This is a genomic window from Aeromonas sp. S19(2024), from assembly GCF_041402625.1.
Lineage (GTDB): Bacteria > Pseudomonadota > Gammaproteobacteria > Enterobacterales > Aeromonadaceae > Aeromonas > Aeromonas caviae.
In genome coordinates this window covers 191064-216795 of sequence record NZ_JBGLQU010000005.1, presented here as the reverse complement: position 1 = coordinate 216795, position 25732 = coordinate 191064, and the positions used below count along the sequence as shown (strand labels likewise).

At 61.7% G+C, this 25732-nt stretch carries 23 protein-coding genes and 1 pseudogene; 9 read left to right on the top strand and 15 right to left on the bottom strand.

The features are described 5' to 3' along the window. Positions 1 to 76: 76 nt before the first annotated feature. The 3 genes and pseudogenes from glgA to rsmC form a co-directional block, all read right to left on the bottom strand. On the bottom strand, positions 77 to 1537 hold the full coding sequence (glgA, locus tag ACB037_RS12575) for a glycogen synthase GlgA (protein ID WP_039040607.1): 1461 nt from the start codon (positions 1535 to 1537) through the stop codon (positions 77 to 79). Next, positions 1527 to 2747 (bottom strand): annotated as a pseudogene (glgC, locus tag ACB037_RS12570) (glucose-1-phosphate adenylyltransferase); the annotation flags it as partial. The gene glgA and the pseudogene glgC, both read right to left, overlap by 11 nt. A 147-nt stretch (positions 2748 to 2894) precedes the next feature. Further along, positions 2895 to 3923: a 16S rRNA (guanine(1207)-N(2))-methyltransferase RsmC gene (rsmC, locus tag ACB037_RS12565; protein WP_319918854.1), complete on the bottom strand. Its 1029-nt coding sequence runs from the start codon at positions 3921 to 3923 to the stop codon at positions 2895 to 2897. A 278-nt stretch (positions 3924 to 4201) separates the two neighbouring features. Between rsmC and dapA the strand changes: the two genes are divergently transcribed. The 3 genes from dapA to ACB037_RS12550 all read left to right on the top strand — a co-directional run bounded on the left by dapA (position 4202) and on the right by ACB037_RS12550 (position 7589). After that, the gene (dapA, locus tag ACB037_RS12560) at positions 4202 to 5074 is read left to right on the top strand and encodes a 4-hydroxy-tetrahydrodipicolinate synthase (protein ID WP_371175399.1); all 873 of its coding nucleotides are present in this window, start codon (positions 4202 to 4204) and stop codon (positions 5072 to 5074) included. 95 nt (positions 5075 to 5169) lie between these two features. Beyond that, the gene (locus ACB037_RS12555; protein WP_041211732.1) at positions 5170 to 6816 is read left to right on the top strand and encodes a diguanylate cyclase domain-containing protein; all 1647 of its coding nucleotides are present in this window, start codon (positions 5170 to 5172) and stop codon (positions 6814 to 6816) included. A gap of 182 nt (positions 6817 to 6998) precedes the next feature. Further along, positions 6999 to 7589, top strand: a complete 591-nt coding sequence (locus ACB037_RS12550) for an HAD family phosphatase (RefSeq protein ID WP_043152842.1) — start codon at positions 6999 to 7001, stop codon at positions 7587 to 7589. Between the two features lie 136 nt (positions 7590 to 7725). Here the strand turns inward: ACB037_RS12550 and hfq are convergent, their stop codons facing one another. Next, positions 7726 to 8085, bottom strand: coding sequence for an RNA chaperone Hfq (hfq, locus tag ACB037_RS12545; RefSeq protein WP_039040603.1), 360 nt, complete (start codon positions 8083 to 8085; stop codon positions 7726 to 7728). A 176-nt stretch (positions 8086 to 8261) separates the two neighbouring features. Here hfq and ACB037_RS12540 point away from each other — a divergent pair, with 176 nt between their 5' ends. The 3 genes from ACB037_RS12540 to ACB037_RS12530 are packed head-to-tail and all read left to right on the top strand — an operon-like array spanning position 8262 to position 11741. Beyond that, complete coding sequence (locus tag ACB037_RS12540) at positions 8262 to 9533, top strand: paraquat-inducible protein A (protein WP_043152840.1); 1272 nt, start codon at positions 8262 to 8264, stop codon at positions 9531 to 9533. Next, positions 9526 to 11172: an intermembrane transport protein PqiB gene (gene pqiB, locus ACB037_RS12535; protein ID WP_069651939.1), complete on the top strand. Its 1647-nt coding sequence runs from the start codon at positions 9526 to 9528 to the stop codon at positions 11170 to 11172. The genes ACB037_RS12540 and pqiB overlap by 8 nt, the downstream gene beginning before the upstream one ends. Then, complete coding sequence (locus ACB037_RS12530) at positions 11172 to 11741, top strand: membrane integrity-associated transporter subunit PqiC (protein WP_371175398.1); 570 nt, start codon at positions 11172 to 11174, stop codon at positions 11739 to 11741. Before pqiB ends, ACB037_RS12530 begins: the two co-directional genes overlap by 1 nt. Before the next feature lie 55 nt (positions 11742 to 11796). Here the strand turns inward: ACB037_RS12530 and ompA are convergent, their stop codons facing one another. Then, positions 11797 to 12828 carry a porin OmpA gene (gene ompA, locus ACB037_RS12525; protein WP_069784275.1) on the bottom strand — a complete coding sequence of 344 codons (1032 nt, stop codon included), beginning with the start codon at positions 12826 to 12828 and terminating at the stop codon, positions 11797 to 11799. A gap of 279 nt (positions 12829 to 13107) precedes the next feature. Then, positions 13108 to 14115: an SGNH/GDSL hydrolase family protein gene (locus ACB037_RS12520; protein WP_319874154.1), complete on the bottom strand. Its 1008-nt coding sequence runs from the start codon at positions 14113 to 14115 to the stop codon at positions 13108 to 13110. A 234-nt stretch (positions 14116 to 14349) separates the two neighbouring features. On the opposite strand from ACB037_RS12520, the gene ACB037_RS12515 reads away from it, so the two are divergent. Then, a complete protein-coding gene (locus ACB037_RS12515; protein ID WP_039040598.1) occupies positions 14350 to 14730 on the top strand; it encodes a YgiW/YdeI family stress tolerance OB fold protein in 381 nt (126 codons plus the stop codon). A gap of 57 nt (positions 14731 to 14787) precedes the next feature. Here the strand turns inward: ACB037_RS12515 and mltC are convergent, their stop codons facing one another. The 5 genes from mltC to ACB037_RS12490 form a co-directional block, all read right to left on the bottom strand. After that, the gene (gene mltC / locus ACB037_RS12510) at positions 14788 to 15891 is read right to left on the bottom strand and encodes a membrane-bound lytic murein transglycosylase MltC (RefSeq protein WP_010675743.1); all 1104 of its coding nucleotides are present in this window, start codon (positions 15889 to 15891) and stop codon (positions 14788 to 14790) included. Between the two features lie 119 nt (positions 15892 to 16010). Next, the gene (locus ACB037_RS12505; RefSeq protein WP_010675742.1) at positions 16011 to 16283 is read right to left on the bottom strand and encodes an oxidative damage protection protein; all 273 of its coding nucleotides are present in this window, start codon (positions 16281 to 16283) and stop codon (positions 16011 to 16013) included. Next, the gene (gene mutY / locus ACB037_RS12500) at positions 16280 to 17365 is read right to left on the bottom strand and encodes an A/G-specific adenine glycosylase (RefSeq protein WP_128272543.1); all 1086 of its coding nucleotides are present in this window, start codon (positions 17363 to 17365) and stop codon (positions 16280 to 16282) included. The genes ACB037_RS12505 and mutY overlap by 4 nt, the downstream gene beginning before the upstream one ends. 167 nt (positions 17366 to 17532) lie before the next feature. After that, entirely contained in the window at positions 17533 to 18216 is a 684-nt protein-coding gene (gene exeB, locus ACB037_RS12495; protein WP_010675740.1) for a GspB family T2SS assembly factor variant ExeB, read from the bottom strand. Beyond that, positions 18216 to 19859, bottom strand: coding sequence for an ExeA family protein (locus ACB037_RS12490; protein ID WP_010675739.1), 1644 nt, complete (start codon positions 19857 to 19859; stop codon positions 18216 to 18218). The genes exeB and ACB037_RS12490 overlap by 1 nt, the downstream gene beginning before the upstream one ends. A 229-nt stretch (positions 19860 to 20088) precedes the next feature. Here ACB037_RS12490 and ACB037_RS12485 point away from each other — a divergent pair, with 229 nt between their 5' ends. After that, positions 20089 to 21327, top strand: a complete 1239-nt coding sequence (locus ACB037_RS12485) for a multifunctional CCA addition/repair protein (protein WP_324029477.1) — start codon at positions 20089 to 20091, stop codon at positions 21325 to 21327. A gap of 102 nt (positions 21328 to 21429) precedes the next feature. On the opposite strand, the gene ACB037_RS12480 is transcribed toward ACB037_RS12485, so the two are convergent. Together ACB037_RS12480 and ACB037_RS12475 are read right to left on the bottom strand one after the other, a co-directional pair. Beyond that, on the bottom strand, positions 21430 to 22695 hold the full coding sequence (locus ACB037_RS12480; RefSeq protein ID WP_069784272.1) for an inorganic phosphate transporter: 1266 nt from the start codon (positions 22693 to 22695) through the stop codon (positions 21430 to 21432). A gap of 25 nt (positions 22696 to 22720) precedes the next feature. Next, entirely contained in the window at positions 22721 to 23401 is a 681-nt protein-coding gene (locus ACB037_RS12475; protein ID WP_010675736.1) for a TIGR00153 family protein, read from the bottom strand. Positions 23402 to 23570: 169 nt separating this feature from the next. Between ACB037_RS12475 and ACB037_RS12470 the strand changes: the two genes are divergently transcribed. Then, the gene (locus ACB037_RS12470) at positions 23571 to 24524 is read left to right on the top strand and encodes an inorganic triphosphatase (protein ID WP_371175397.1); all 954 of its coding nucleotides are present in this window, start codon (positions 23571 to 23573) and stop codon (positions 24522 to 24524) included. A gap of 79 nt (positions 24525 to 24603) precedes the next feature. On the opposite strand, the gene ACB037_RS12465 is transcribed toward ACB037_RS12470, so the two are convergent. After that, complete coding sequence (locus tag ACB037_RS12465) at positions 24604 to 25074, bottom strand: glycine zipper 2TM domain-containing protein (RefSeq protein ID WP_010675734.1); 471 nt, start codon at positions 25072 to 25074, stop codon at positions 24604 to 24606. Positions 25075 to 25205: 131 nt separating this feature from the next. Further along, positions 25206 to 25658 (bottom strand): N-acetyltransferase, encoded by a 453-nt coding sequence (locus ACB037_RS12460; protein WP_200164356.1) that lies wholly within the window; start codon positions 25656 to 25658, stop codon positions 25206 to 25208. Positions 25659 to 25732: the final 74 nt, after the last annotated feature.

The following is a 25732-nucleotide window of genomic DNA, read 5'->3' as shown; positions in this document are numbered from 1 at the left end:
TCAACAGCCAAAGGGGACTTTTTTCGCTGTTGACGGATAAAGGCGTGCCAAGGGCACAAAACTTCAGCAATCGGCGTCAGACGGTGGCCAGCGCATCCTGATACATCTGTTCGTACAAGATGACGGAGTCTGCCCAGTCGAAGCGGGTGTTCATGGCGTGGTGCTGCACACGGGCAAAACGTGCCGGCTCCTGCAGATAATGGAGCAGGCTGCGGCGCATGGCATCGAGCAAGGTGCTGGCAGTGGGATCGTTGAAGCAGAAACCGGTCGCGTGCGTCGGGTCGGCATCCCAGTCCACGACGGTATCTTTCAATCCGCCGACAGCCCTCACCAGGGGCAGGGTGCCATAGGCCAGACTGTACATCTGGTTGAGCCCGCATGGCTCGAACAGAGAAGGCATCAGGAAGAAGTCGGCGCCGGCCTCCACCAGGTGGGCCAGACGGTCGTCATAGGCATTGATGAAGGCAAACTTGTCGGGATGCTGCTGGGCAATGCTTTGCAACTGGGCGGCGAGAGAGGGATCACCGGAGCCCACAATTACCACCTGGACCTGATGCTGCAAGAACTTGTCCAGCGCAGGGATGAGCAGGTGTACTCCTTTCTGCTCGGTCAGTCGACACACCATGCCATAGATGGGGAGGTTGCCAACGGGGAGCCCCGTCTCCTGCTGCAGGATGCGCTTGCAGGTGTGTTTGCCATCCAGGTTGTCGGCATCATAGGTGGCGGGCAACAGAGGATCGAAGGCGGGATCCCAGTCCTGATAGTCACAGCCGTTGAGGATGCCACGCAGGTCAGCTGCCCGCTGCTGGAATACGCTGGCCATGCCGTGAGCGCCCAGGTGTGTCAGCAGCTCGCTGGCGTAGTTGGGGCTGACCGCATTGATCTTGTCTGCGTAGAGCACACCGCACTTGAGCAGATTGATGTGACCATAGTCGTAGTTGATGCGCTGCTCGTAGTCGTGGATTTCCGGCACGGCCCAGAACTGCTGGCGATCGAACACGCCCTGAAAGGCCGCGTTGTGAATGCTGATGACCGACCGGGTGCGCTGGAAGAAGGGGTTGTGGGCATGACGGGTTTTCAGCAGCAGCGGCAGCAGACCGGTGTGCCAGTCGTTGCAGTGGGCGATGTCGGGAGCGAAACCCAGCTGTTCGCACGCATGCAGGGCCGCCGCGGCCAGAAAGGCAAAGCGTTCACCGTTGTCGGGATAGGCCTGGTTGTTCTCGGCATAGAGCTGGGGGCGGTCGAAATAGTGCGGGCAATCGAGCAGATAGACGCAGATCCCGTCCAGTTCCAGCTGATGGATGCGATAGCTGATATCACTGCGATCCTGGGGGGTGGGGAGCCAGCGCGAGGCGAGGAGGGTGGCCTCGTCCCGGCGCTTGATGGTCTTGTAGAAGGGCATAATGATGCGCACATCGTGCCCCTGACGGGCGAGATGCTGCGGCAGGGCCTTGGCCACATCCGCCAGGCCCCCGGTCTTCACCAGCCCCTCAACCTCCGAGGCTACAAACAGGATTTTCAGTGGGTTAATAGCCAACTCTTGCTCCCTTAGGTACCACGACGATACCGCCTTCGGATACGGTAAACCGCTCTCTGTCATGGTCCAGATTCTCACCGATCACGGTGCCGGGTGCAATTTCAACGTTTTTGTCGATGATGGCGCGGCGAATGGAGCAACCTTCGCCGATTTTCACATCCCCCAGCAGCACGGATTCACTGATGTGGCTGCAGGGGCCTACGTTGCAGCGAAATCCCAGTATGGATCGCTGGATCTGGCTGCCCTGAATGAAGCAGCCACCGGAGATCAGGGAGTTGGCGATCTTGACCTTGCAGTCGTCGGTATCGATGAAGGTGGCGGGGGGCAGGGGCGGGTAGTGGGTGTGCAGCGGCCACTTGCGATTGTAGAGAGAGAAGGGGGCATCGTCGGCCACCAGGTCCATGTGTGCCTGCCAGTAAGAGTCGAGCGTCCCCACATCGCGCCAGTAGACGTTGGGCTTCTCGCCCGGGATCACGTTGGTGCTGTAGTCGTAGACATAGACGGGGGCACGGGGGAACAGGCTGGGAATGATGTCCTTGCCGAAATCGTGACTGGAGTTCTCCTCGGCGGCATCCCGCTTGAGCTCCCGATAGAGGGCCTCGGTCTCGAAGATGTAGTTGCCCATGGAGACCAGGGCCTGGGTGGGGTCGCCGGGGATGTGTTTCGGGTGACGGGGCTTTTCTTCAAAGCCAATCATGCGCCCTTCCTGATCCACCTCGATCACCCCGAAGGCGCTTGCTTCCTCGATGGGCATGCGCAGTGCCGCGACGGTCAGGGCGGCCGCTTTCTGCTTGTGGAAGCTCACCATCTGGCTCACGTCCATCTTGTAGATGTGATCGGAGCCGAAGATGCAGACGTGCTCGGGGTCGGAGATCTCGATGAAGCGCAGGTTCTGGTAAATGGCGTCTGCGGTGCCGTCATACCAGCGTTTGCCCATTCGCATCTGGGCCGGAATGGGGTCGATGAAGCGATCCGTGATGCCGACGATGTTCCAGCCCTTCTTCATGTGCAGGTAAAGGGACTGGGACTTGAACTGGGTGAGTACATAGATGCGCAGGAAGTCGGCGTTGACGAAGTTGTTGAGCACGAAGTCGATCAACCGGTAACTGCCGCCAAAGGGCACGGAGGGTTTGCTGCGGGTGGTGGTCAGCGGTTGCAGTCGGGTACCTTCACCGCCTGCCAGTATCATGGTGAGTATGCCTGCCATCGTCGTTCTCTCCCTGAGATCATGATGTTGAAAAGGTTTTCATGTTGCTGCGAAAAAAACACCCCTAAAGGGGTGGTAAACGTTTTCCTGGTACCTTAACAGATCCCGTCTGGCACTCTCTACTTGTTTTATTACAACCGTTGCACTTCTTTAAGCTTTGCTCAGATACACCTTGAATTTGGCATCGCCCGCGATCACCTCGGTCTGTTTGAAGTGCGCATCGAGTATAGGCTGGTATCGCAGGAAGGCATTGGCGACTATGGTCAGGGCGCCATTTGCGGTCAGGTACTCAGGTGCCTTTGCCAGGAAGGTTTCGGTGGCGGCGTAGAAGGTCTTGAGCCCGGCATGGAAGGGGGGATTCGAGACAATCTGTTGGAATGTTTCGGCAATGTCGGAATAGACATCGGAGGCATGAACACGTCCCCTCAGACCGTTGACCGCCAGGGTTCGGCGGCTGGACTCCAGTGCCAGGGCATTGATATCCACCATGGTGACGGCCAGGGCCGGGTTGCGCTTGGCCAGCACGGAACCGATGACGCCGGCGCCGCAGCCAAAGTCGAGCAGCTTGCCCGTCACGGGGGGGAGGCTCGCCAGCAGCATCTGGGTGCCGAGATCCAGGCCGTCTGCACTGAAGACCCCGGGCAGGGCCATGACGGTCAGGGTGGTGTCGCCCGCCTGGCACTCATAGCGACTGAACCAGGCGTCCAGCTCGAAGGGGACGACCGGTTTGTCGAGCGTGCCGTGGTAGAGAGAGCAGCGGCGCGCAGAGTCGCGCTTGATCGGTTTCTCGCCATAAGGTGCCAGCAGCTTGTCTGCTCCGTTGATGCCGCCCCGGTTCTCGCCGGCGAGGAACAGGTCGGCCCCGCTTTCGAGCAGCGGCGTCATCATGGCCAGCAGGTATTGCGCCTCGGCCTTGGCCTTGGGCATCAGCAGCAGCAGGGCATCGAATCGGGGGGCGCCACCCAGCTGGTGATCGAACAGGATGGCGTCTCCCAGAGCGGCCTGCTGGCTGCGGTAATAGCAGTAATCCGTGGTGAAGACGGTCAGGCTTTGTGCCAGCTCGGCCAGTTGACGAGGATAATCATCCTCCAGGGCACCGCACACCAACAGCCGCTTGCCGACAAAGAGGGCTTGGTTACGTTCCAGCATCTGACTGACGGCACTGACAGGACGGCTCATTGGGTCTCTCCACGCATTTTTGGGCGGCCATTATACATGGCCGCTTTCGCCTTGACATTTATGCCGTGTTCCCGAAATATGCCCAGACGCCTTATTTACCCAGAGATGATGCAATGCGGTCATGCGTATCGAAACGAAAGCATAAACACAGCCTGACAATCGGGCCTGCTGGCGTGCGCGCGTAACCTCTCATCCCTGAGACGATTCAAGCCCCGGTAGCGACTCCCGTACCGGGGCTTTTTATTGACCAATCCATCTGTTTAGGAGAAGGAAATCCCATGTTTCAAGGTTCGATAGTTGCCCTGATCACCCCATTTCGACAGGGCCAGCTGGACGAGGCCGCACTGGCTCGCCTGGTAGAGTGGCACATAGAGCAGGGAACCCATGGCATAGTGCCGGTCGGCACGACCGGGGAGAGCCCGACCCTGACCCACGATGAGCATTGCCGCGTGGTGGAGCTGGTGGTCAAGCTGGTGGCCGGGCGCATTCCCGTGATCGCAGGTGCAGGCTCCAACAACCCGGTTGAAGCCATTGAATACACCCGCTATGCCGAGCAGATGGGAGCGGATGCCACCCTGCATGTGGCCGGTTACTACAACCGCCCCAATCAGGAAGGGCTCTACCACCACTTCAAGGCGGTGCACGACGCCACCACCAAACCCATCATCGTCTACAACATTCCGCCCCGCGCCATCGTTGACGTGCAGCCGGCGACCCTGGCCCGTCTGGCCGAGTTGCCGCGCATTGCCGGCGTGAAGGATGCCACCGGTGATCTGGCCCGCCCCTGGGTTGAACGCCAGCTCATCAAGAAGCCGTTTGCCTGGCTCTCCGGTGAAGACGCCACCGCCGTGGCCTACAACATCGGTGGTGGCCGGGGTTGCATCTCGGTGACGGCCAACGTGGCCCCCAAGCTGGTGGCCGAGGTGCAGAACCTGGCGCTGGCCGGTGAGTGGCAAGCTGCCCGCGAATTGCAGGACAAGCTCATTCCGCTGCACCAGGCCATGTTCGCCGAGCCGAGCCCCGCAGGGGCCAAGTATGCGGTCTCCCTGCTGGGTCTGTGCAGCGAAGAGTGCCGTCTGCCGGTGATGCCGCTCTCCGAGGCCACCCGCGAGCGTATCCGCAGTGCCATGCAGGCATTGAATCTGTTGTAAAAACTGGGCTCTGGATCTCGCTTTTGATTGCCCGGTCAATTAATGGCCGGGCTTTGCCGATATACTCGCTTGGATACAACCAAGGATGATTTGGCATGGAAGAATGGGATCCGGAGCACTTCACCAGTTTTGAACATCTCTGTGAAGTGACCTTGTCTGCGGTCAGGGAAAAAACAGAGGCTGAACAGATCTATCTGTGGCTGCGTGCTCCGACGCCCCAGCTCTATCACTATCGCCCGGAACAGGGTCTGCTCTGCCTGAGCGCCGACATCCTCTCTTCCCTCGAGTTGCCCATCCTCTTCATCGAACGTTCCCTTGCGCTCGGCCAGTTGCTGGTGGAGCCCATCGCGCCGACCCGTGCCATCTGGGAGCGGGAGAGCGTCGAACCCGAGATCCCGCGCCTGCGCGCCAGCTTCCCCCTCAAGCGTCACAAGGGGCTGGAGGCCGTGGTCTATCTGGAAACCCGCCGTCGTCTCGATCGCCTGCCAAGACGCCAGCAGCAGAGCATCCAGCTGCTCATGCATTATCTCGCCGCCGAGCTCGAGAGTCGGCGACTCGCGGGACAGGTGGATCTGGAGCGGGATCAGCGGCTCCACACCCAGGCAGACCTCGTGCGCAGCCAGGCCCTGCAGGACTCTTTCCTCAGCATGCTGCAGGCGCTGCATCAGGTGGGGGTCAAGCTCTCCCGCTGCGAGAGTGAGGATCGTCTGCTGCACGACGCGGTGGCACTGGCCCGCCAGGAGTTGCAGTTCGATCGCATCGCCATCTTCCTGACTGACAGTGAATTCAAGACCATGCACGGTACCTGGGGTACCAACGAGGCGGGTGAGCTCATCGACGAGCGCCATTTCATCAGCCCCATTCCGGATCATCCCACGGTGCAGGAGGCGCTGCGTCGCAAGGACTATGTCCTGGTGCTGGAGGACACGCCTCTCTATTACGAGAAGCAGGAGGTGGGTCGCGGCTGGAACGCCATGGTGTCGCTCTGGGACGGGAGTACCCCCATCGGCTGGATCGCCGCCGACAACCTGCTCTGGCGGCGCCCCCTCAAGGCGTATCAGAGCGAGATCTTCAAGCAGTATGCCGCCGTGCTCTCCCAGTTGCTGATCCGCCAGCGCACCCAGGAGAAGCTTGAGCGCTTCAATCGGGAGCTGGAGCTGAGGGTGCAGGAGCGGACCCGGCAACTGGCCGATACCAACCGGGCGCTGGAGGAGGCCAACCGGCGCCTCTCTCTGCTGTCCCTGGAAGATCCCCTGACTGGCATCGCCAACCGCCGCCAATGGGACATCACCATGGAACGGGAGTGGGAGCGGGCTCGCCGCCATCAGGGCGTGTTGGCGGTGCTGATGATCGATGTGGACGAGTTCAAGTCCTACAACGATCACTTCGGCCACGGCAAGGGGGATCAGTGCCTGCAGCGGGTGGCGGCACTGCTGCAGGACACCGAGCGGCGGCGCACCAACCTGGTGGCCCGCTATGGGGGGGAGGAGTTTGTCATCCTGCTGTGTTCACCGCAGCCGGGAGAGGCGGAGCGGCTGGCGGAGCAGATCCACCACGGCCTTGACGCCTTGCAGATTCCCCATCCGGCCTCCCGGGTGGCGGCGACACTCACCGTCAGCATCGGGTTCAGCTATCTGGTCCCGTCATCGGACAAGGAGTGGCAAACCCTGACCGAGCAGGCGGATCAGGCACTCTATCACGCCAAATCCCAAGGGCGGGCCTGTACCCTGGCCTATCGCTGACACCTGCGTGGGGGCTGCCTGCCCGGCATCAGATCCATGCTGGTCTGTATACGTGTGGGCTTTCAGATCCACGCCGCCCTGCATAAATGAGGTGGCAAGCGTTTCTCGCCATCTGGCGCATGGCGATGCGCCCGCGCTCTGGCTAGAATGGGGGCCCATTTTTCACAGACAGATCCTGCACCATGACCCTATCCGGATTTCAAGGCCTGGTTTTCGACCTCGACGGCACTCTGGTGGACTCCATGCCCTTGCACCTGGCCGCCTGGGAGCACACCGCCCGCGAGTTTGGCTTTCGGTTCGACGCCGACTGGTTTTATGAGCTGGGAGGCATGCCCAGCCGCAAGATAGCCCTGCTGGTGGCCGAAGTGCAGCAGATCGCGCTGGATCCTCTGGTGGTGACACGCTGCAAGACCGAACACTATGTTGCCAACCTGCACAAGGCCACCCCCTTCCCGGCCATGCTGGATCTGGTGGAACGCTATCACGGCCGGATCCCCATGGGCATAGGGACAGGCTCCCCCCGTATCAATGCCGAAGCGGTGCTGCGCAACACAGGGCTGGATCGGTATTTCCCCGTGGTGGTTACCGCCGACGACGTGGAGCTGCACAAACCCCATCCAGACACCTTCCTGCTGGTGGCGCGACGCCTGGGTGTCGAGCCCGGTCAATGTCTGGTGTTCGAGGACACGGGCATAGGCGCACAGGCCGGTGAAGCGGCCGGCATGCAGGTCTGCATGGTCAGAGAGGGAAAACCGGTCGGGTTGACCTGCTGAGTGACGAAGACGAGCGGGTCAACAACCGGCTCGGGAGAGAAACCCCACTCTCATACGGGACAGGCGAAACATGAGAGTGGGGAGCAGATGTCACTGGCTGACGCAGCAACACCGTCAGGATGGGCGGGGGCGAGATTTACTGCTCGCTGCCACCACCCTGGTTGTCGTCATAACGGCTGGGGGCGCCATGGGGGCGCGGCGCCATGGAAACCCGTGGCTTGCGGGCTCGCTGGATGCTGACGGCAGGACGGCCGGAGTGCATGGCAATGGTGGAAATCTTGGCCTTGTAGACCAGTTGCTGATTGCCATGGGCATCGGTCAACAGCACGCTGTACTGGTCAAAACCGCTGATGGTCCCCTCCAGCTTGATGCCGCTCACCAGGAAGATGGCGACCTGGCTACGGTTTTTGCGCAACCAGTTGAGGGCAGAATCTTGCCCGTTCCCGAGGGAGAAGGCCTGCTCGATAGTGGAGTAGCTTGGGGATTCAGTTGTCATAAATTATTGTCCCGCGGAAAAAAAGTGGCGTTTGATTGTGCTAAATGGTCACTGCCTTGTCAAAGTCATTCTCACTCCCGGGCAGGATGGATAACGACAGTGCTGGTCGGCAGGGGCCGCTGCTGCAATAATTGGCGGCTCTGGCCCCGTGGCGGGCCTCATGCTGGGGTCTTATCTTGCATCCGGTTTCACACCAACATCCACCCACCTATACCCATGACGCGACCGCCTGCGAAGAGTGTGACCTGCTGGTGCCGGCCACCGAGCTGGCCGTGGGGGAGACGAGCAGTTGTCCGCGCTGCGGCCATACCCTGACTCGTCATCTGCCGGAGCAGGAGCGCAGGCCCATCGCCTATGGCTTTGCGGCCATCATCATGTTCGTGCTCTCCAACGCCTTTACCTTCATGTCGTTCTCGGCCAAGGGGGTGGGGCAGGAGATGACCTTCCTGCAGTGCATCACCACCCTGGTGGATCAAGGCTACCTGTTCCTCGGGGCCGTGCTGAGCATTACCCTGATCGGGTTGCCGCTGGTCTATATCGGCTCCATCATGCTGGTGCTGTGGCGCCTGGACAAGGATCTGCACAGCAAAGCTCTGCGCTCCCTTGGCCGCCTGCTGTGCCGGATCAAGCCCTGGCTGATGGTGGACGTCTTCCTCATCGGGGTGCTCATCTCGCTGGTCAAGCTGATGGGGATGGCCGACATCAAGATGGGGCTGTCGTTCTGGGCCTTCGTTGGCTACACCCTGCTGCTCATCAAGATGATCTCCTCCCTGGATCGGATGTGGCTGTGGCAGCGGCTGTTCGGCCCGACGGCGGCGAGGGAGCTGGATCCCGAGGAGAGCGCCCTGTCGTGCGGTCTGGTGGGCTGTCACATCTGCGGCGCCCTGAACGAGCAGGATGCCCATAGTTGCGTTCGCTGCGGGGATCACCTGCACAGCCGCAAGCCGGGTGGTCTGAACCGCACCTGGGCCCTGCTGATCACCTCGGTGATCCTCTATGTCCCAGCCAACCTTTATCCCATCATGGACACCGTGTTCCTGGGGGATGACAGCCCCTCGACCATCATGGGCGGGGTGGTGCTGCTGTGGGCCATGGGCTCCTACCCCATTGCCGCCGTCATATTCTTCGCGAGCGTGGTGGTACCGCTGGTGAAGATCCTGGCGCTGCTGTGGCTCTGCTACGTGGTGCAGCGCGGCCAGGGGACATCTCCCCTCGGCAAGCTAAAACTCTATCGCATGACCGAATTTGTGGGGCGCTGGTCGATGATCGACGTCTTCGTGGTGGCCATCCTGGCCGGTCTCATCCGGCTCGACAATCTGATGACCATCTACCCTGGCCCTGCGGCCGTCGCCTTTGCCGGGGTCGTACTGGTCACCATGGTGGCTGCCATGAGTTTCGATTCCCGCCTGATCTGGGATTTACAACAAGGAGAACGCGAACGTGAGTGAGCGTAAGACAAGGTGGAAACCGGGCTCTGATTTCATGAGTTCGGCTGCCGCTATCTGGATGGTGCCTTTGCTGGCGCTCTTCATCGGCGCCTGGATGCTGTTCCAGCACTGGTATTCACAAGGGCCGAGCTTCACCCTGACGGTGGCGACCGCCGAGGGCATAGTGGCGGGCAAGACGGTGATCCGTTCTCGTGAAGTGGAGGTGGGCCGTATCGAGACCGTGGAGCTCAGCGAGGATTACAGCCATGCCGTGCTCAAGGCTCGCCTGACCAATGCCGCCGCCGGCATGCTCAAGAAAGACAGCCAGTTCTGGGTGGTCAAGCCCAGGGTCGGGCGTGAGGGCGTTTCCGGTCTTGGCACCTTGCTCTCCGGTGCCTATATCGAGCTTTCTCCCGGCAAGAAGGGCAGGGCGCGAAGCGAATACGCCATGCTGGACAGGCCACCCCTGGCATCCCTGGATGCCAAGGGATTGCGGCTCTCCCTGTCCAGTCGGGATGCCAACGCGCTGGGTGCGGGCTCCCCCATCAGCTATCAGGGATTCACCATCGGCCAGGTCGAAGAGGCCAAGTTCCTGCCCGAGAAGAGCGAGATGCAGTACCAGCTCTTCATCAACGCGCCTTATGACGTCCTGGTGAGCAGCAACTCCCGGTTCTGGTTGACGCCCGGCTTCGAGGTCTCCATGAGCAGCGAGGGGATGAAGGTGAAGATGGACTCGCTGGAGAGCCTGATCAACGGCGGCATCACCATGGGGCTGCCTCCCGGCTGGTTGCCGGGGGAACCGGTGAAACAGAACGACGAGTTCGTGCTGTTCAAGGACGAGGAGAGCGTGCTGGCCGGTAGCCTGGATCAGTTCATCGACTATGTCTTCCTGTTCGACAATGATGTGGGCGGGCTGCATCCCGGCGCGGCGGTACAATATCGCGGCATCCGGGTCGGTACCGTCATCTCGGCTCCCTATCTCATCGACGACAAGGGCGTCCAGCTGTTCAAGAGCCGGCAGATCCCGGTGTTGGCGCGCATCGAGGTGCAGCGTCTCTCCCACCGTTATGCCAATGCGGAGAAGGAGCAGTGGCGGGCCCTGTTCAACAAGCAGTTCAAGGAAGGGCTGAGGGCCAGCCTCAAGACCGCCAGCCTGCTGACGGGGGGCAAGGTGATCGATCTGAACTTCTATCCGGATGCGCCAGTCTATCAGCCGCTCAAGATGGCGGGCTATCAGGTCTTCCCGACCGCCCAGGCCGGGCTGGATCAGATCGAGCGCAAGGTGAACCTCATCCTCGACAAGTTCGTCGACATGGACATGGCCACCACCCTCACTCAGGTCAACAGCACCCTGATGACGCTGGACAAGACGCTCAAGCATGTCAGTGCCGTGAGTGCGAATCTGGAGCAGTTTACTGGTCAGCAGTCGACCCAGCAGTTGCCGGCCTCCCTCAATCAGAGCCTCAAGCAGTTGCAGGAGACGTTGCAGACCTATGATGCCGGTTCCCAGACCAATCAGGAACTGCGCCAGTCGGTGCAATCCCTCAACCAGCTGATGAGCGAGTTGCAACCTCTGGTCCATTCACTGAACGAGCAGCCGAGTTCACTGATCTTTGACCGCGCTCGTCCGCGGGATCCCGAGCCCAAGCGAGGAAAATGATGAAAAAACGGATGATGACGCTGGCCTTGCTGGGCCTGCTGGCGGGATGTGGCAGTGCGCCGACGACGCTGCATTACTATTCGCTGGATGCCGACACGGCGCCGTCGAGTGTCACCACGGCGCAGCCACAGCACCAGTTGGTGCTGCGCCCCGTCGCCCTGTCCGGTCAGCTTGACCGGATGAGCCTGGTCTATCAGCTGGAGGGAAAGGAGCTGCACTTTGCCGAGTACCATCGCTGGGCAGGTTCCCTCGATGCCCAGTTGAACCAGTTGACCCTCAATGGCCTCTCCAGTCGCTTGCCTGGCTGGGTGGTGCGTCAGGACGGGGCCCGCAAGGGGCCTGTGCTGAGCATCTCGGTCGAGCGTTTCCAGGGGCGGCACGACGGCCACGCCCTGCTTAGCGGTCGCTGGCGCCTGCTGACGGAGGAGGGGGTCGTGTTGAGAGATGTTCCCTTCCAGCAGGAGCGGGTGCTGCCTGCCGATGGGTATGGCGCCCTGGTGAACGAGCTGGGGCAGGGCTGGCAACTGTTGCTCGAGCAGATTGCGGCGGATGTGCGCACGCGCAGCTGAGGAAGCATAAAAAAAGACGGGAGGCCATGGCCTCCCGTTTTGTTTGGGGTCGTCGTTATTGCTGTACTTCCGAGACGCCCTGTACCTTGACCTCTACCCGGCGATCCGGGGCCAGGCAGACGATCAGCTCGCGCTTGGATTTGCTGGTGCAGCTGTCGCCGGTGACGGGAGACTGCTTGCCACGCCCTTCCACATTGACCTTGCCGGCAGGCAGGCCCTTGCCAATCAGGTAATCGGCCACGGTCCGGGCACGCTGCTCGGACAACTTCTGGTTGTAGGCCTCGGAGCCGATGCGGTCGGTATAGCCGATGACGGTGGCTGACCCGTCTTTGGGCCTGGCCTCTTCAATCTGGCTGTAGAGGGTATCCAGCGCCTGCCCGGCCTGGGGCTTGAGGGTGGCCTTGTTGAAGTCAAACAGCACGTCCGAGCTCAGGGTGAACTGTTTGTCGACCACCACCGGCTCGGGCGCCGGGGCGGGAGCTGCGACCGGCAGAGCCGGTGCAACCTGACCGAAGCGGTAGACGGCGGCCAGGGAGAGCAGGCCGTTGTCCATGCGCAGGCCGGTATCGTCACGGCTGCCATACGGGGTGCTGTACTGGTATTCGAGGCGGGCTGCCCAATCCAGGCTCAGGGCATACTCCGCACCGAGCGCGCCGACGAAGGTGAAGCGGCTGTCGTTTTCCAGCTGATCGCTGTCGGTCCAGCCATAGCCGCCCCCGACACGGCCGTAAAGGTCCAGATTGTCCGCAACCGGGAAGCCCAGTTTCAGCGTGAGCTGGGCCAGCTGGGCTTGCACGGAGTCATTGAAGGCCGCGCCATTGCGGGTGCCGCTGTACTTGAGCTTGCCAAGGTAGTCATAACCGAGTTCGACACCCAGATTCTGGTTGATCTGGTAACCGGCGAAGGCACCGGCGCCGACTTCATCGTCGTCTTTGTCGGTGATGGCGATGGAATTGCTCTCATCGACACCGTAGAAGTTGGACCAACCCAGTTTGGCACCGCCATACCAGGTGTTGTCTTGTCCGGCTGCCTGGGCGTTGGCCGCAAGCAAGCCTGAAACCAGCAAGGTAATCAGTGTTTTGTTCATAGATGCCTCTGCAATCTTGTGTGTGGGGAGCGCGAATTCATGTCGCCTCGCCTCGTGGGTTGGGCCTGTGTTCGACCACAACACGTTTAAACGTAGCTCGCTTTTCTCGATCTACAAGCAACTGATATAAAACATATTGTGATATCCATCTGCATCATAGTGGAGACAGAAGACCGCCGGGGAACCGTGACTCGAATCTGTGGTGGGTGTCATATGGGGTTGCTTGCCCTTGTCGGCAAGAGGGCCGGCGAAGCGCCGGCCCTGGCAGGATGGCCTCCGTTATCGAGGGAGGAATTCGTACTCCTGTTCGATGAAGGCGGCAGCCCGCTCGCTCAGGGCGGCGTGTACCACTGTGGTGGGGTGGACCTGGTCCCAGAACATCTTGCCTTCACAGTTCAGCTCGCCCGCACTGCGGCGCGCCATGGGCGTTGCGACGGCCTGAGCCAGCAGGGGGTTGCCGGCGATGGCAAGGCGCTCCTCGGGATTGAAGGGGGCCAGCCGACTGTCGGTGGCGGCGCTGCGGGAGGCGAACGGCTTCCACACATAGCCGCCGCCATAGCAGGCGTGCTCGGTGTCGCTCAGGCCGAAGTTCTGCGGCTCGCGCAGCATCTCGGCGAACTGCTTGTCGATCTCGAACAATTTCACCATGCCGGTGGGGGCCAGCTGGCGTGCCAGGTTCAGCAGCAGCTGGTTGTGGTAGGCGGAGACATGGCTGGCTGCCTCGACCACTTTCTGGCTGCGGGCCGAGGGGTTCTGGCCCAGATCAGGCAGGTTGAACAACAGAATCTGCCTGGCACCGTTCAATACCATGCGGTTGGCCGCATCGCTGATGGCGTCGCGCACCCGCTTGGCATCCTGCTCGGTGTTCCAGCCATAGGCCAGGTAATCGTTGGCACCGACCCAGAGGATCACCAGATCGTCGGGCTTGAAGCCATCCTTTTGCAGGAACTGGGTCACCTCGTAGTCCAGGTTGTTGATGACCTGATACTTGGGATTCCAGGAGATCTTGTTGTAGGCCACGGCAGTGGCGCCCCCTTCCGCCTCGTTGGCGATGGCGAGGCCCGGGAAGTGCTGGTTGAGCTGCTCCAGCCAGACCGGGCCGTTGGAGAAGCGGCCCTGATGGTAGGGCGGGCTGGAGGGGAGGTAACCACGCATCTTGTCGTACATCTTGCCGGTATCGGAGAGGCTGTCGCCGAACATCACGATGCGGGAGAAGGGGGGACGCGTCTCGGCGGCATGGACCGTGAGGGCGAAGAGACCCAATAAACACAAAAGCCATTTGTTCATGTAGCTGTTCTCATGGATGGGGCAGGGCGGGCCTGCGGGCTGTTCCTCGATGGCGGCGGGCTGGGAACCCGCATGGCCAGGTGAAAAGGTATCCACTCGAATACATTATTGCAGCATGCCGTAGCCATTTAATCGCTTGCGATCACATCACTCCTCCCTGAATGGGGAGGCTTCACGTTTGTTTCACGCGCCCCCGGGCAAGATGCCCTCATACCGCAAAGACAGGAGCATGAAATGAACAACGCAAAAGCAATCGCCCTGGTGGCCCTGATGTCCGTCTCTTCCTTCGCCATGGCGGCCTACACCGGCCCCAAGGAGCAGAACAAGGTATCGGTCGCCCAGTTGAAAGACGTGGCCGATGATCAGTGGGTGACCCTGGAAGGCAAGCTGGTCAAACACCTGGGTGGCGAAAACTACCTGTTCCGTGACGACAGCGGCGAGGTGGAAGTGGAGGTGGACGGTGACGTGTGGCGCGGTACCGAGGTGGGTCCTGACGATCTGATCCGCGTGCGCGGCGAGGTGGACCACAGCTGGAACAAGACCGAAGTCGAGGTGGAACACCTGGAGAAGGTGGGGGCAGCGCCCCTGAGCAAGGGCGGCTTCATCGCCAAGTAAGCTTTCAGGCCACAGTAAATGAGAAGGGCGCTCCGGGAGCGCCCTTCTTGCATGCCATCAGCCAGCCCGGCTTGCGACGGTTCGCTTGAACCCCTTCTCGGCCTGATTGACCTTGTAGAGATAGCGGCGAGCCTCTGCCTTGGGATGCTGTTCGGTCAGCACCTGATAGACGGCCTCGGGGGAGAGGCGGTTGATCATGCCGGGGGCCGCCTTGCGATCGTTGGAGAAGGTGTTGAGCACCCCTCCCGCACCACCGTTGTAGGCGGAGATAACAGCATAGCGGCGGGACTGGGGATCCTGGATATCCGCCAGATAGACGGTCTGCAGCAGGTGCAGGTAGGCGGTCCCCACATCGATGTTGTAGGCCGGATTGAACAGATCTTCCCTGGTCGGCTGGCCATCCTTGCCCTTGACCCTCACATAGACATCCCGCCCAGCGGTAGCCGGGATAACCTGCATCAGGCCATAGGCGTTGGCGTGGCTGACCGCATAGGGGTTGAAGCTGCTCTCGGTCTTGATCACCGCGTAGATGAGACTCTCGGCGACCCCGTACTTGCGGGAGGCGTCGCGGATGATGCTGGCGTATTTGTAGCCGCGCCTGTCTTCGTGGTTGGCCACCATGGGAATGTCGATGAAGAAGATGTTGCGGATCCCGAGGGTGCGCTTCTTCATCGCGTTGGCGATCAGATAGTCGGCATAACGCTCTGCACGCCAGCTGGAGCGGATCGCTTGTCCCTGGTTGTCCAGCACCTGGCCATAGAGGAAGGGCTCGCCACCTGGCATGATCTCACGGTCGGAATAGAGGTCGACCTCTGCCGGATCGTCCGGGGTCAGCAGGGTTTCGATGATGGCGCGACGCAGGTGGGCGCGGGGATCCAGACCCGAGACGGTCTCCACCATGATGTGACCGCTGGAGAAATCGATGTGGGCGCGGCTCTTGTACTGATCCGTGTATTTGACGTAGTCAAACTTGCCCGCGAACAGCGCCTCGCGCCCCCATATCTCGTTCACGTTATGGGAGAGCGCACTGATCATGTGTTCAAAACCGCGCACGTCCTTGCCGTTGACCAGATCATCATCGCCACTCCCGCTGGTCTGGGGTGTGGATGAACAGGCAGAGAGAAACAGCAGGGCGCACAGCAGCCCAAAAAAACGACCCATAAGATCCTCAAACCGGGCGGTGGGGCCGCCCATCACTGACTGGCCTGAGCCAGGATTGGTGCCACCCTGCGGCATGTCGACGACTCAGGGGGACGCTGGCCCTTTGACTCGATTCCCGCTCACTGGCTGGGAGGGGTGTAGCCGTCGATCTGGACTTCACCCGCGTCGAACAGATAGCTGACCATCTCTTTTTCCAGCAACTGGCGGTGCTCGAGATTCATCATGTTCAGCTTCTTCTCGTTGATCAGCATGACCTGCTTCTTCTGCCACTCGGTCCAGGCTTCCTTGCTGATGTTGTCGAAGATCCGCTTGCCGAGTTCACCGGGGTAGAGTTGGAAATCGAGACCCGGCGCTTCTTTCTTCAGGCGCAGGCAAAATACGGTACGGCTCATGTTGACCTCTGTGGTTGCAAGTCTGGTTGTAAGTCCGGGTAGGCGAGCAGACGGGCCGTGGCCGCCGCCAATCCCACCTCGGCAGGATGGCGTAAGTTATACCAGAGTCGGGTATCCGCTTCCATGAGCAGGGGGGCGGGCGGAACAGCCATTTCGATCAGCAAAGGGCGGATATCGAGGTGGAAGTGGCTGAAAGTGTGACGAAATCCAGCGAGCTCCTGATAGGCGGCATCCTCCAGCCCCAACTCCCGCAGTCGTCCGGTCACCTCTGTGAGGGATTCCACCTGCGGGAAGCAGTAAAGCCCGCCCCAGATCCCTTGCGGCGGACGCTTCTCCAGCAGCAGCTGATCGCCGTGGCGGATGATCAGCATAATGCCGTTGCGTGCCGGAATGCTCTTCTTCGGCTTGCTGTGAGGGTAGGCGGTGGGGTTGCCCTGCGACAGCCCCTGGCAATCGGCCTGCACCGGGCAGCGCTCGCAGGCGGGCTTGCTGCGGGTGCAGACGGTGGCCCCCATGTCCATCATGGCCTGGTTGTACTGGGCCACCCCGACGCGCGGGGTGAGGCGGGTCGCCAGCTCCCAGAGATCGTGCTCGACCTGCTTCTGGCCCGGCCAGCCCGCCAGCGCCAGCCAGCGGGTGAGTACCCGCTTCACGTTGCCATCCAGGATGGCGTGGGGTTGGCCCAGAGAGAGGGAGAGCACGGCCCCGGCGGTGGAGCGACCGATGCCGGGCAGGGCCATCACCTCTTCCAGTTGTTCCGGAAAGAAGCCGCCGTGCAGATCGCGGATCTGCTGGGCAGCCTTGTGCAGGTTGCGGGCGCGCGCGTAGTAGCCAAGCCCGGTCCAGTGATGCAGCACCTCGTCGATGGGGGCGTTGGCCAGGGCCAGCACGTCGGGGAAGCGGGCCATGAACCGCTCGTAATAGGGGATGACAGTGGCAACCTGGGTCTGTTGCAGCATGATCTCGGAGACCCAGACCCGGTAGGGGGTCTTGTCCTGCTGCCAGGGCAGGGTCTTGCGGCCGTGGATCTGGTACCAGTCCAGAATGCGGGTGGCGAAGGTGGTGTTGTCTGAGTGGCTCACAGTGTGCTCATGTTCTGATGATAAGTCCGCCCGCCATCAGGAGGGCGATCCCCGACCCGGCGCATGGCAAAGGTCGAGTGTAGGTTATTGATTAAAAAGGGGAGCTCTCGGGCTCCCTCAGAATGGGCGGTGACCCTCCCGGGGGAGGGCCACTGGATGCCGGCAGATCAGCCGCGCCAGTCTTGCAGCGCCTTGAGGCTGGCATACTGGCCGCCGACCTGCAGGACGATGTAGTCCTGGGCGATGGCTGCCAGGATGACACCGGGGGCGATCTCATTGCCCTCGCGCCACTCCCGTCCATTGAGCACGACGGCCCGCTTGGCAGGGTCGGAGGAGTAGTTGTGGGCACCATAGGTCAGGGACGGTACCTGCTGTTTCAGGGCCGGAGCCAGGGCGCCGAGGGGGATGGCACTGGTCTGGACCTGAGCCTGGGGCGCACTCTCTTCCACCAGCGGCGTGTTGTTGAGGGCGGCCATCAGCCGTTCTGCCAGACTCTGTCCCCCCTGGTTTGCGGTAGTCGCAGCCGGGGTTGCGGCAGGTCTTGGAGCGACCACGGGCTCCGGCAGGGGGGGCGGCAGCGGCCGGGTGATCATGGGCCTGGGTTCGACCCGTACGAAGGGGGGAGTCACCACTTCCTTCACTTCGACCTGCTGTTCCACGGGTTTGAGGTGATAGAGGTGCCAGCCATAGTTGGCGGCGGCGCCCATCACCAGGGCAAGGGGCACCAGGGCCCACCAGATCCAGCGGCGGTTGGGCTCCTCTTCCTGGCTCACGGGCAGACCCATGAGCGGCATATGGGGGGTGAACTGGGGCTGGTCGGCCCGGCGCAGGGCCTTGAGCAGGGTGGACATCAGGAGGCCTCCTCGACCATGGGATCCGTCTCATCATCCGCCACGCTGTCGAGATCGACCGGCGTACTGGCTCGCAGGGATTCATCCTCCAGCCTGGGCATGGGTTCGCCGGAGGCCACATTCAGCCGCAGCAGGGTGTTACTGCCGGCGATGCCGTCCGGGGTCAGTCCCTGCTCGCGCTGGAACTGTTGCAGCTTGTTCTTGAGGGTGGCATCGAATCGACTCACCTTGCGATCGGGTTGCTGCATGGCGCGGCTAAGGGCGTTGTCCAGCCACTGCACCTGGGCAGCCCCGGCATTGCTCGCTATCAGGGGCACGTTGCCCCTGGGCATGCGCCAGAGCAGGGTGTAGCTGCCGCCCCAGGCGTCGGAGAGCCACTGCCTGTCCACCTGCCAGCTCTGGTTGCCGATGAGCAGGGAAGCCTTGTCCGCCCCCAGGCTGACCAGGGTGGCGTAATAGAGGCCGCCGGTCTCGTCGGTGAGACTGATGAGGGCCGGGTATTGCAGCGCCTGCAATTGCGCCAGGGAGGCTTCTCCCTCCTGGCAGCGCAGGCCCGCACGGGGAGCATTGTCGCAGGTTGCCTCCTCCAGCTCGGCCTGGTAGCCCCATACCTTGTAGAGATTCTGCATGGCGACGTCCGGCTCCAGCGCCTGATTGATGGCGCGGGTCAGCTGGGCCTGCTGCTCCGGCGTGTCATCCACCTTGACCGGTACCTCGACCTTGACCAGGGGGCGGGCTGGGAAGAATCCGAAGAATTGCCAGCCCCACCAGCCGGTGGCGACCAGCAGGGCGCCCACCAGGGCGACCGTGAGGCCGGATTGCCAGCTCCCCTCGTCGCGAATACCGCTCACCTCATACGCGGACTGGCTGATGTCCCCGTGCACTATCTTGTGGCTGCCACGGGCGAAGGCGGCGATGAGGGCGCGGTCGCAGATGAGGTTGATGAGGCGGGGAATGCCCCCGGAGAGGCGATGCAGGGTCTGGATGGCCCTGGGGGTGAAGATGGGCTGGACGCAGCCTGCCACCTGCAACCGGAAGCGGACATAGGCATCCACATCCTGGCGCGACAGCGGCAGCAGGTGATAGCGGGCGGTGATCCGCTGCGCCAGCTGGCGCAGCAGGGGCTGGCGCAGCATCTGTTGCAGCTCGGGCTGGCCGATGAGCACCACCTGCAGCAGTTTCTTCTCGTCTGTCTCCAGATTGGTGAGCAGTCGCAACTGCTCCAGCACGCCGGGCAGCAGGTGCTGGGCTTCATCCACCAGCACCACGCTGCGCTTGCCTGCCGCCAGATTCGCCAGCAGATGATCCCGGATAAGGTCGAACAATTGCTTGAGGCTGGCCTCTTCGCCGTAGGGCAACTGGAATTCGTCGCAGATGGCGGCCAGCAGATCCCGCTCGGTCAGAGAGGGATTGAGGATGTAGGCGATCTCGGTGTCGGCGGGCAATTGCTGCAGCAGACAGCGGGAGACGGTGGTCTTTCCCGTACCCACTTCCCCGGTCAGCAGCACGAAGCCGCCACCGTCCTGCAACCCGTAGTTGAGGTGGGCGAGGGCCTCCCCGTGACGCTCGCTCATATAGAGGTATTTGGGGTTGGGCGAGATGGAGAACGGGGGCTCCGACAGACCGAAGAACTGTGTGTACATAAGGATCCATTCCATTGTTATGGGCGGCAGGTTAAAGCCTCCCAAAAGGGATGTCAAAGACCCGGATACCATAAGGGGAGCTGGCTCGAACCACAGGCTGACTCACCCAGGACGATGACGGAAAGCGGCCGCCCGGCCGAGTGATGACGAGCCCGGTGCGGTGGGGGCACATCGTCTCTCTTGGCCAAAAGCGGTATCATCGGGGCAAGTTTATCGAGGGAGAGTGCGCGTGCAGATTTATCTGGTAGGAGGGGCGGTACGGGATCGCCTGTTGGGACTGCCCCAGGGTGACAGGGATCACCTGGTGGTCGGCGCCACGGTGGAGCAGATGCTGGGTCTCGGATTCACCCAGGTGGGCCGAGACTTTCCAGTCTTTCTTCACCCGAAAACCCAGCAGGAGTACGCCCTGGCGCGCACCGAGCGCAAGCAGGGGCAGGGTTACACCGGCTTCGTCTGCCATGCCGCCCCCGAGGTGACGCTGGAGCAGGATCTGCTGCGTCGGGATCTCACCATCAACGCCATCGCCGAAGATGAGGACGGGCAACTGCACGATCCCTACGGCGGCGTGCAGGATCTGGAGGCGCGGTTGCTGCGCCATGTCTCGCCGGCCTTTGCCGAGGATCCCCTGCGCATCCTGCGGGTGGCGCGCTTCGCCGCCCGTTTTCATGCCCAGGGGTTCGTGGTGGCCCCCGAGACGCTGGGGCTGATGCGCGAGATGACGGAGGCTGGGGAGCTGGCCCACCTGACCCCGGAGCGGGTCTGGAAGGAGCTGGAAAAAGTGCTGCTGGGGCCGGCACCCCAGATCTTCTTCGAGGTGCTGCGCGAATGCGGCGCACTCAAGGCGCTCTTCCCCGAGCTCGATGCCCTGTTCGGTGTGCCGGGCCCTGCCAGATGGCACCCGGAGATCGACACCGGCATCCACACCATGATGGTGCTGGCGCAGGCATGTCGTCTCTCCCCCGAACTGACCGTGCGCTTCGCGTCCCTCTGCCACGACTTTGGCAAGGGGCTGACCCCGCCCGCCTTCTGGCCGAGCCATCACGGCCATGGTCAGAAGGGATTGCCGCTCATTCGCGATTTTTGCGAGCGCTTCCGGGTGCCGAACGAGTGTCGCGATCTAGCACTGCTGGTGAGCGACCTGCACACCCATATCCACATAGCCTTCGAGCTCAAGCCCGCGACCCTGCTCAAGGTATTCGACAAGGCCGATGCCTGGCGCAGACCGGAGCGCTTTGCCCAGCTGCTCGATGCCTGTCGCGCCGACTTCCACGGTCGTACCGGCTTCGAAGAGAAGGTCTACAGTCAGCCGGACTATGTCGCTCAGGCCCTGGAGGCGGCGCAGTCTGTGCCGGTCAAGGAGATAGTGGCGGCCGGCTTCAAAGGGGAGGCAATCCGCGAGCAGCTTGCCAAGCGGCGGCTCGATGCCATCAGCCGGGTGCGCGACGAGTGGACCTTTATCGAGGAGTAAACGCCGCAGCCGATCGACACTCAATCGACGGCGTGATATGGGCGAAGCATAAAAAAAGCCCGGGTCAATGACCCGGGCTTTTTGTCGTGCGGCGTGGGCTGCTCAGGAGAAGCAGGCCTGCAACACGTAGAAGATGGCGATGGCCAGGATGGCGCCCGCGGGCAGGGTGATGACCCAGGAGACCACTATGTTGCGCAGCACGCCCAGGTTCAGGGCCGCGATGCCCCGTGCCAGACCGACGCCCATGACGGCACCGACCAGGGTCTGGGTGGTGGAGATGGGCAGACCGGTGCCGGAAGCGATCACCACGGTGGCTGCGGTGGCCAGCTGGGCCGCGAAGCCACGGCTCGGGGTCAGGTGGGTGATGCCGGTGCCGACGGTCGCCATCACCTTCTCGCCCATGGTGGCCAGACCGATGACGATGCCGATGCCGCCAAGGGGCAGGATCCACCAGGCGATGTGGGAGCTGCCGCCGATCTCGCCGCCGGCCGCCACGATGGAGGCGACTGCAGAGAGCGGACCGATGGCGTTGGCCACGTCGTTGGAGCCGTGGGCGAAGGCCATGGCGCAGGCGGTGATGATCATCAGGATGCCAAACACCTTCTCCACGTTGGCGAAGTGCATCTTGCTGTCATCTTTCGGGTTGTACTGCTGGCCGCGGATATAGATCCAGCCAGCAAACGCCACCGCGATGGAGATGGCGACGGAGAGCAGCGCGCCTTCGCCATTGCTCAGGTGCAGACCGACGTGGGTCAGCCCCTTCTTGATGGTCACCAGGCAGATGACCAGGGACGTCAGGAACATGTAGAAGGGGACATAGCGCTTGGCGTTGTCCAGGGGATTGTCCGTGTTGAAGATGAGCTTCTGCACGCTGATGAACATGAAGTAGGCGATGATGCCCGAGATGGCCGGCGTGATGATCCAGGAGCCGACGATGCCGCCAAACTTGTTCCACTGTACCGCTTCCGGACCGATGCTCACCACGGCGAAGCCCACGATGGCGCCGATGATGGAGTGGGTGGTGGAGACGGGCCAGCCGAAATAGGAGGCCAGGATCAGCCACAGACCCGCAGCCAGCAGGGAGGCGATCATGCCGAGCACCAGCAGATCCGGCGTGTCGGCAAAGGCGTTGCTGTCGATGATGCCGCTGCGGATGGTTGCCGTCACTTCGCCACCGGCCAGATAGGCACCGGCAAATTCAAAGATCATGGCGATGATGATCGCCTGACGGATGGTCAGGGACTTGGTGCCGACCGATGTGCCCATGGCATTGGCGACGTCGTTCGCACCAATGCCCCAGGCCATCAAAAAGCCGAACAAGGCCGCCACGAGCACCAGGGTGGTGCCGTAATTCGCGATAATGTCCATTAGTAGTGTTTACCCAGTCAGTCGATTACGAACGAGCCAGCATCAATTCCAGACGGGCGCCAACGCGCTCTGCCTGATCAGCCAGGTCACCTACCCATTCGAGGATCTTGTAGAGGAACATAACGTCGATCGGATTGTATTTGTGCTCAACGGCTTGCAGCTGTTGGCGCAGCCCGATCTGCATGGTGTCAGTATCGTCCTCGATGAGATCCAGCTGGTGGATCATCTCGGCAACCATTTCAACTTCACGTCCTTTAAAGCCGGTTTCGAGCAGCTCATCGAGTTCTCCGATGGCTTTTTCGGCTTGGGCGGTCGCATCGATACAGCGTTTGAGATAGGCCATGAAATCGGCGCGCATCTCGGTGGGGAATTCCATCTTGCGGCCAAGCATGCGACCGGAAATATCCTTGGCACGGTTGGCAATCTTGTCTTGCTGGGTCAAGAGCTCCAGCAGATCGGTACGGGCGACCGGCAGGAACAGGCCGCGGGGGAGTTTCAAGCGGATTTCGCGCTTGAGGATGTCCGCTTCTTTTTCCAGCTGGGCGATCTGTTGCCGGATCTTCTCGGCATCTTCCCAGCGGTCTTCAGCGACGGCATCAAAGAAGGGAATGAGCTGTTCGCAGCACACGTGAACCTTGACGATATGCTTCTGCAGCGGCTTGATGGGGGACTTGGCAAAAAGACCCAAAATAGTATTTACTGGCATGGCCAAACCTGTGTCGGTGAAAAAACACTCGATACGATTTTATGAGGGGCGCATGGTAACCGAACTGTGCCATCAATAAAACCGTGAATTAATCGTGAACTGTCGCTGGCATTATATCCTCACGACCCTGAACATGCCCCCCAAAGTTGCCCGCCAGCCCGGAATGACTATGCAAACTGAGATCGAGATAAAGTTTTTCGTCACCAGCAATATTCAAGAATCCCTCTCCAAACTTCTGAATTCACTAGAGATTATCTCTTCCAATCAAGCCGCTCTTGGCAACGTCTATTTCGACACGCCCGATCTGGGTTTGCGTGGGCTCGAGATGGGGTTGCGCATTCGTCGCAGCGATGATTTTTCCGAGCAGACCATCAAGTGCCGGGGGCAGGTCGTGGGCGGATTGCACGCCAGACCCGAGTACAACACCCCGGTAGAGGGAACCATTCCGACCCTGTCTGCCTTTCCTGCCGATATCTGGCCGAGTCTGGCAGTGCGCGATGAACTCCAGAGCCGTCTGGTGGCCCAGTTCAGCACCGATTTCCTGCGCCGCCACTGGCTGATCGCATTCGGGGATGCCGAGATCGAGCTGGCCTGGGATCAGGGGGAGATTGCCGGTGCCCTGGGGCGTACCGGGATCGACGAGCTGGAGCTGGAGCTGAAATCCGGTGATGCCCGCGCCCTGTTCACCCTGGCGAGCAAGCTGGCGGCGCTGGGAGGATTGCGGCTGGGTACCCAGTCCAAGGCGCAGCGCGGATACAGGCTGGCTGGGCTTGGCAAGCGACTGGCCGTGCAGCCCCTGCAAAGGATTGAGGGCAAAGATCAGAAGGCCAGCATTACCCTGGGTATGCAGCACTGGCAGTATCATGAGCAGCTCTGGCTCGAGAGTGACGATGCTGGCGAACAACAACGGGCGCTGCATGCCCTGCTCGAGGGGGTATCCCTGGTTGCCGAGGCGGCAGGCACGCTGACGGTGCCCCCCTCCTGGCTGGCCGGCCTGCAGGCGCAACAGCGTCTGATGATGCAGGTGGCCGGGGATCGTGCATCATTGCATGCCCTGTTCCACCATGCCGACCTGGTGGGCCTGCAGTTGTCCATCGCGGCCTGGCTGCATCTGGGGGAGTGAATCCTCAGTGGTGCAGAGCGCAAAAAGGTGAGCCCGGGCTCACCTTTTTTTATGGCATTGTGCACCTTGAGCGGCGCTATTAGTTCACCACGGCCACGTTGATGGTGCCGTTGCCCTGGGTCATGCGGACCCGGGCACCAGGCACAAAGGTGGGGCTGGCCTTTTGTACCACCACGATGGATTCGCCGTTCTCTTTCTTGATCTCGAGCTCGACCCCGTCAACCTGGTTGAGTTTGTCCCCTGCCGCCTTGCCGGCCGCCGCACCCGCAATGGCGCCACCGGCCGCCGCGATGTCACTGCCACGACCGCCGCCTATGGTGCTGCCGAGCAGGCCGCCGACCACGGCACCGCCAATGGTGCCGATCAGGGAGTTCTCATCGGCCTGGATCTTGACGGGGCGGGTGGAGAGGATGGTGCCATAGCTGACGGTCTGTACCTGCTTGGCGCGATCCTTGGTGTAGACATCGCCGGAGTAGACGTCGCTGTTGGCACAGCCGGTGATGGCGGTGGTGGCCGCCAGCAGGGTGACGAGAGCAATACGTTTGAACATGATGGGCCTCCTGGGCGGGCATCGGATTAATCTGGTGATGAATTGCACTTTACGCCAACCAGATTGCGCATTAAACCCGCAAAGTGTAACCAATTATGTGGCCGGAAGGCTCCCGTGCCGGTGGTGGATGGTCAGGTCAGGGCTTTTTCCAGCAGCAGGCGATCCTCGCCCGGCCCGAAGTAGCCTCTCTCTTCTGCCAACTGCTGATAACCCAGCCTGAAGTAGAGGCGCTGGGCCGGATTGGCGGGATCAACGGTCAGTCTGACCCGCTCAACTTCCAGTTTCAGCAGTCCCTGCTCCACCTGCAACATCATTTGCTCGGCTAGGCCGAAGCCGCGCGCTTCGGGGCGTACCGCGAGGGAGAGCAGCCAGCCCTGCGACCGATCCTGACCAAGCCCCCCGAGGGCATAGCCCAGCAGCCGGTCTTCCCGCTCCGCGACGACCAGCAGTTCCGGCCACAGATCCATGGCCTGGCGAAAGAAGAAACCGGGGTAGACATCCTCGCCGAAGACATCGGCATCTATCTGCCAGATGGCGTGCATGTCGGTATGGGTGGCAAGGCGCAATACGGGGGACGAGTGCATCGGGGCTCCTCTCATCGGGTCTCTGCTGCGGGGCAGCCAAAAAGGAGGCACAGGGTAGAAGGGGCGGGGAGTCG

Bases quoted from the DNA above. Each gene is read 5' to 3' on its own strand.
- dapA (WP_371175399.1), top strand. From the start codon at position 4,202: ATGTTTCAAGGTTCGATAGTTGCCCTGATCACCCCATTTCGACAGGGC.
- ACB037_RS12490 (WP_010675739.1), bottom strand. From the start codon at position 19,859: ATGTACACACAGTTCTTCGGTCTGTCGGAGCCCCCGTTCTCCATCTCG.
- ACB037_RS12480 (WP_069784272.1), bottom strand. From the start codon at position 22,695: ATGGACATTATCGCGAATTACGGCACCACCCTGGTGCTCGTGGCGGCC.
- hfq (WP_039040603.1), bottom strand. From the start codon at position 8,085: ATGACAACTGAATCCCCAAGCTACTCCACTATCGAGCAGGCCTTCTCC.
- ACB037_RS12555 (WP_041211732.1), top strand. From the start codon at position 5,170: ATGGAAGAATGGGATCCGGAGCACTTCACCAGTTTTGAACATCTCTGT.
- ompA (WP_069784275.1), bottom strand. From the start codon at position 12,828: ATGAACAAAACACTGATTACCTTGCTGGTTTCAGGCTTGCTTGCGGCC.
- ACB037_RS12505 (WP_010675742.1), bottom strand. From the start codon at position 16,283: ATGAGCCGTACCGTATTTTGCCTGCGCCTGAAGAAAGAAGCGCCGGGT.
- ACB037_RS12550 (WP_043152842.1), top strand. From the start codon at position 6,999: ATGACCCTATCCGGATTTCAAGGCCTGGTTTTCGACCTCGACGGCACT.
- ACB037_RS12470 (WP_371175397.1), top strand. From the start codon at position 23,571: ATGCAAACTGAGATCGAGATAAAGTTTTTCGTCACCAGCAATATTCAA.
- ACB037_RS12460 (WP_200164356.1), bottom strand. From the start codon at position 25,658: ATGCACTCGTCCCCCGTATTGCGCCTTGCCACCCATACCGACATGCAC.
- ACB037_RS12520 (WP_319874154.1), bottom strand. From the start codon at position 14,115: ATGAACAAATGGCTTTTGTGTTTATTGGGTCTCTTCGCCCTCACGGTC.
- mltC (WP_010675743.1), bottom strand. From the start codon at position 15,891: ATGGGTCGTTTTTTTGGGCTGCTGTGCGCCCTGCTGTTTCTCTCTGCC.
- ACB037_RS12515 (WP_039040598.1), top strand. From the start codon at position 14,350: ATGAACAACGCAAAAGCAATCGCCCTGGTGGCCCTGATGTCCGTCTCT.
- exeB (WP_010675740.1), bottom strand. From the start codon at position 18,216: ATGTCCACCCTGCTCAAGGCCCTGCGCCGGGCCGACCAGCCCCAGTTC.
- ACB037_RS12530 (WP_371175398.1), top strand. From the start codon at position 11,172: ATGAAAAAACGGATGATGACGCTGGCCTTGCTGGGCCTGCTGGCGGGA.
- ACB037_RS12475 (WP_010675736.1), bottom strand. From the start codon at position 23,401: ATGCCAGTAAATACTATTTTGGGTCTTTTTGCCAAGTCCCCCATCAAG.
- rsmC (WP_319918854.1), bottom strand. From the start codon at position 3,923: ATGAGCCGTCCTGTCAGTGCCGTCAGTCAGATGCTGGAACGTAACCAA.
- ACB037_RS12465 (WP_010675734.1), bottom strand. From the start codon at position 25,074: ATGTTCAAACGTATTGCTCTCGTCACCCTGCTGGCGGCCACCACCGCC.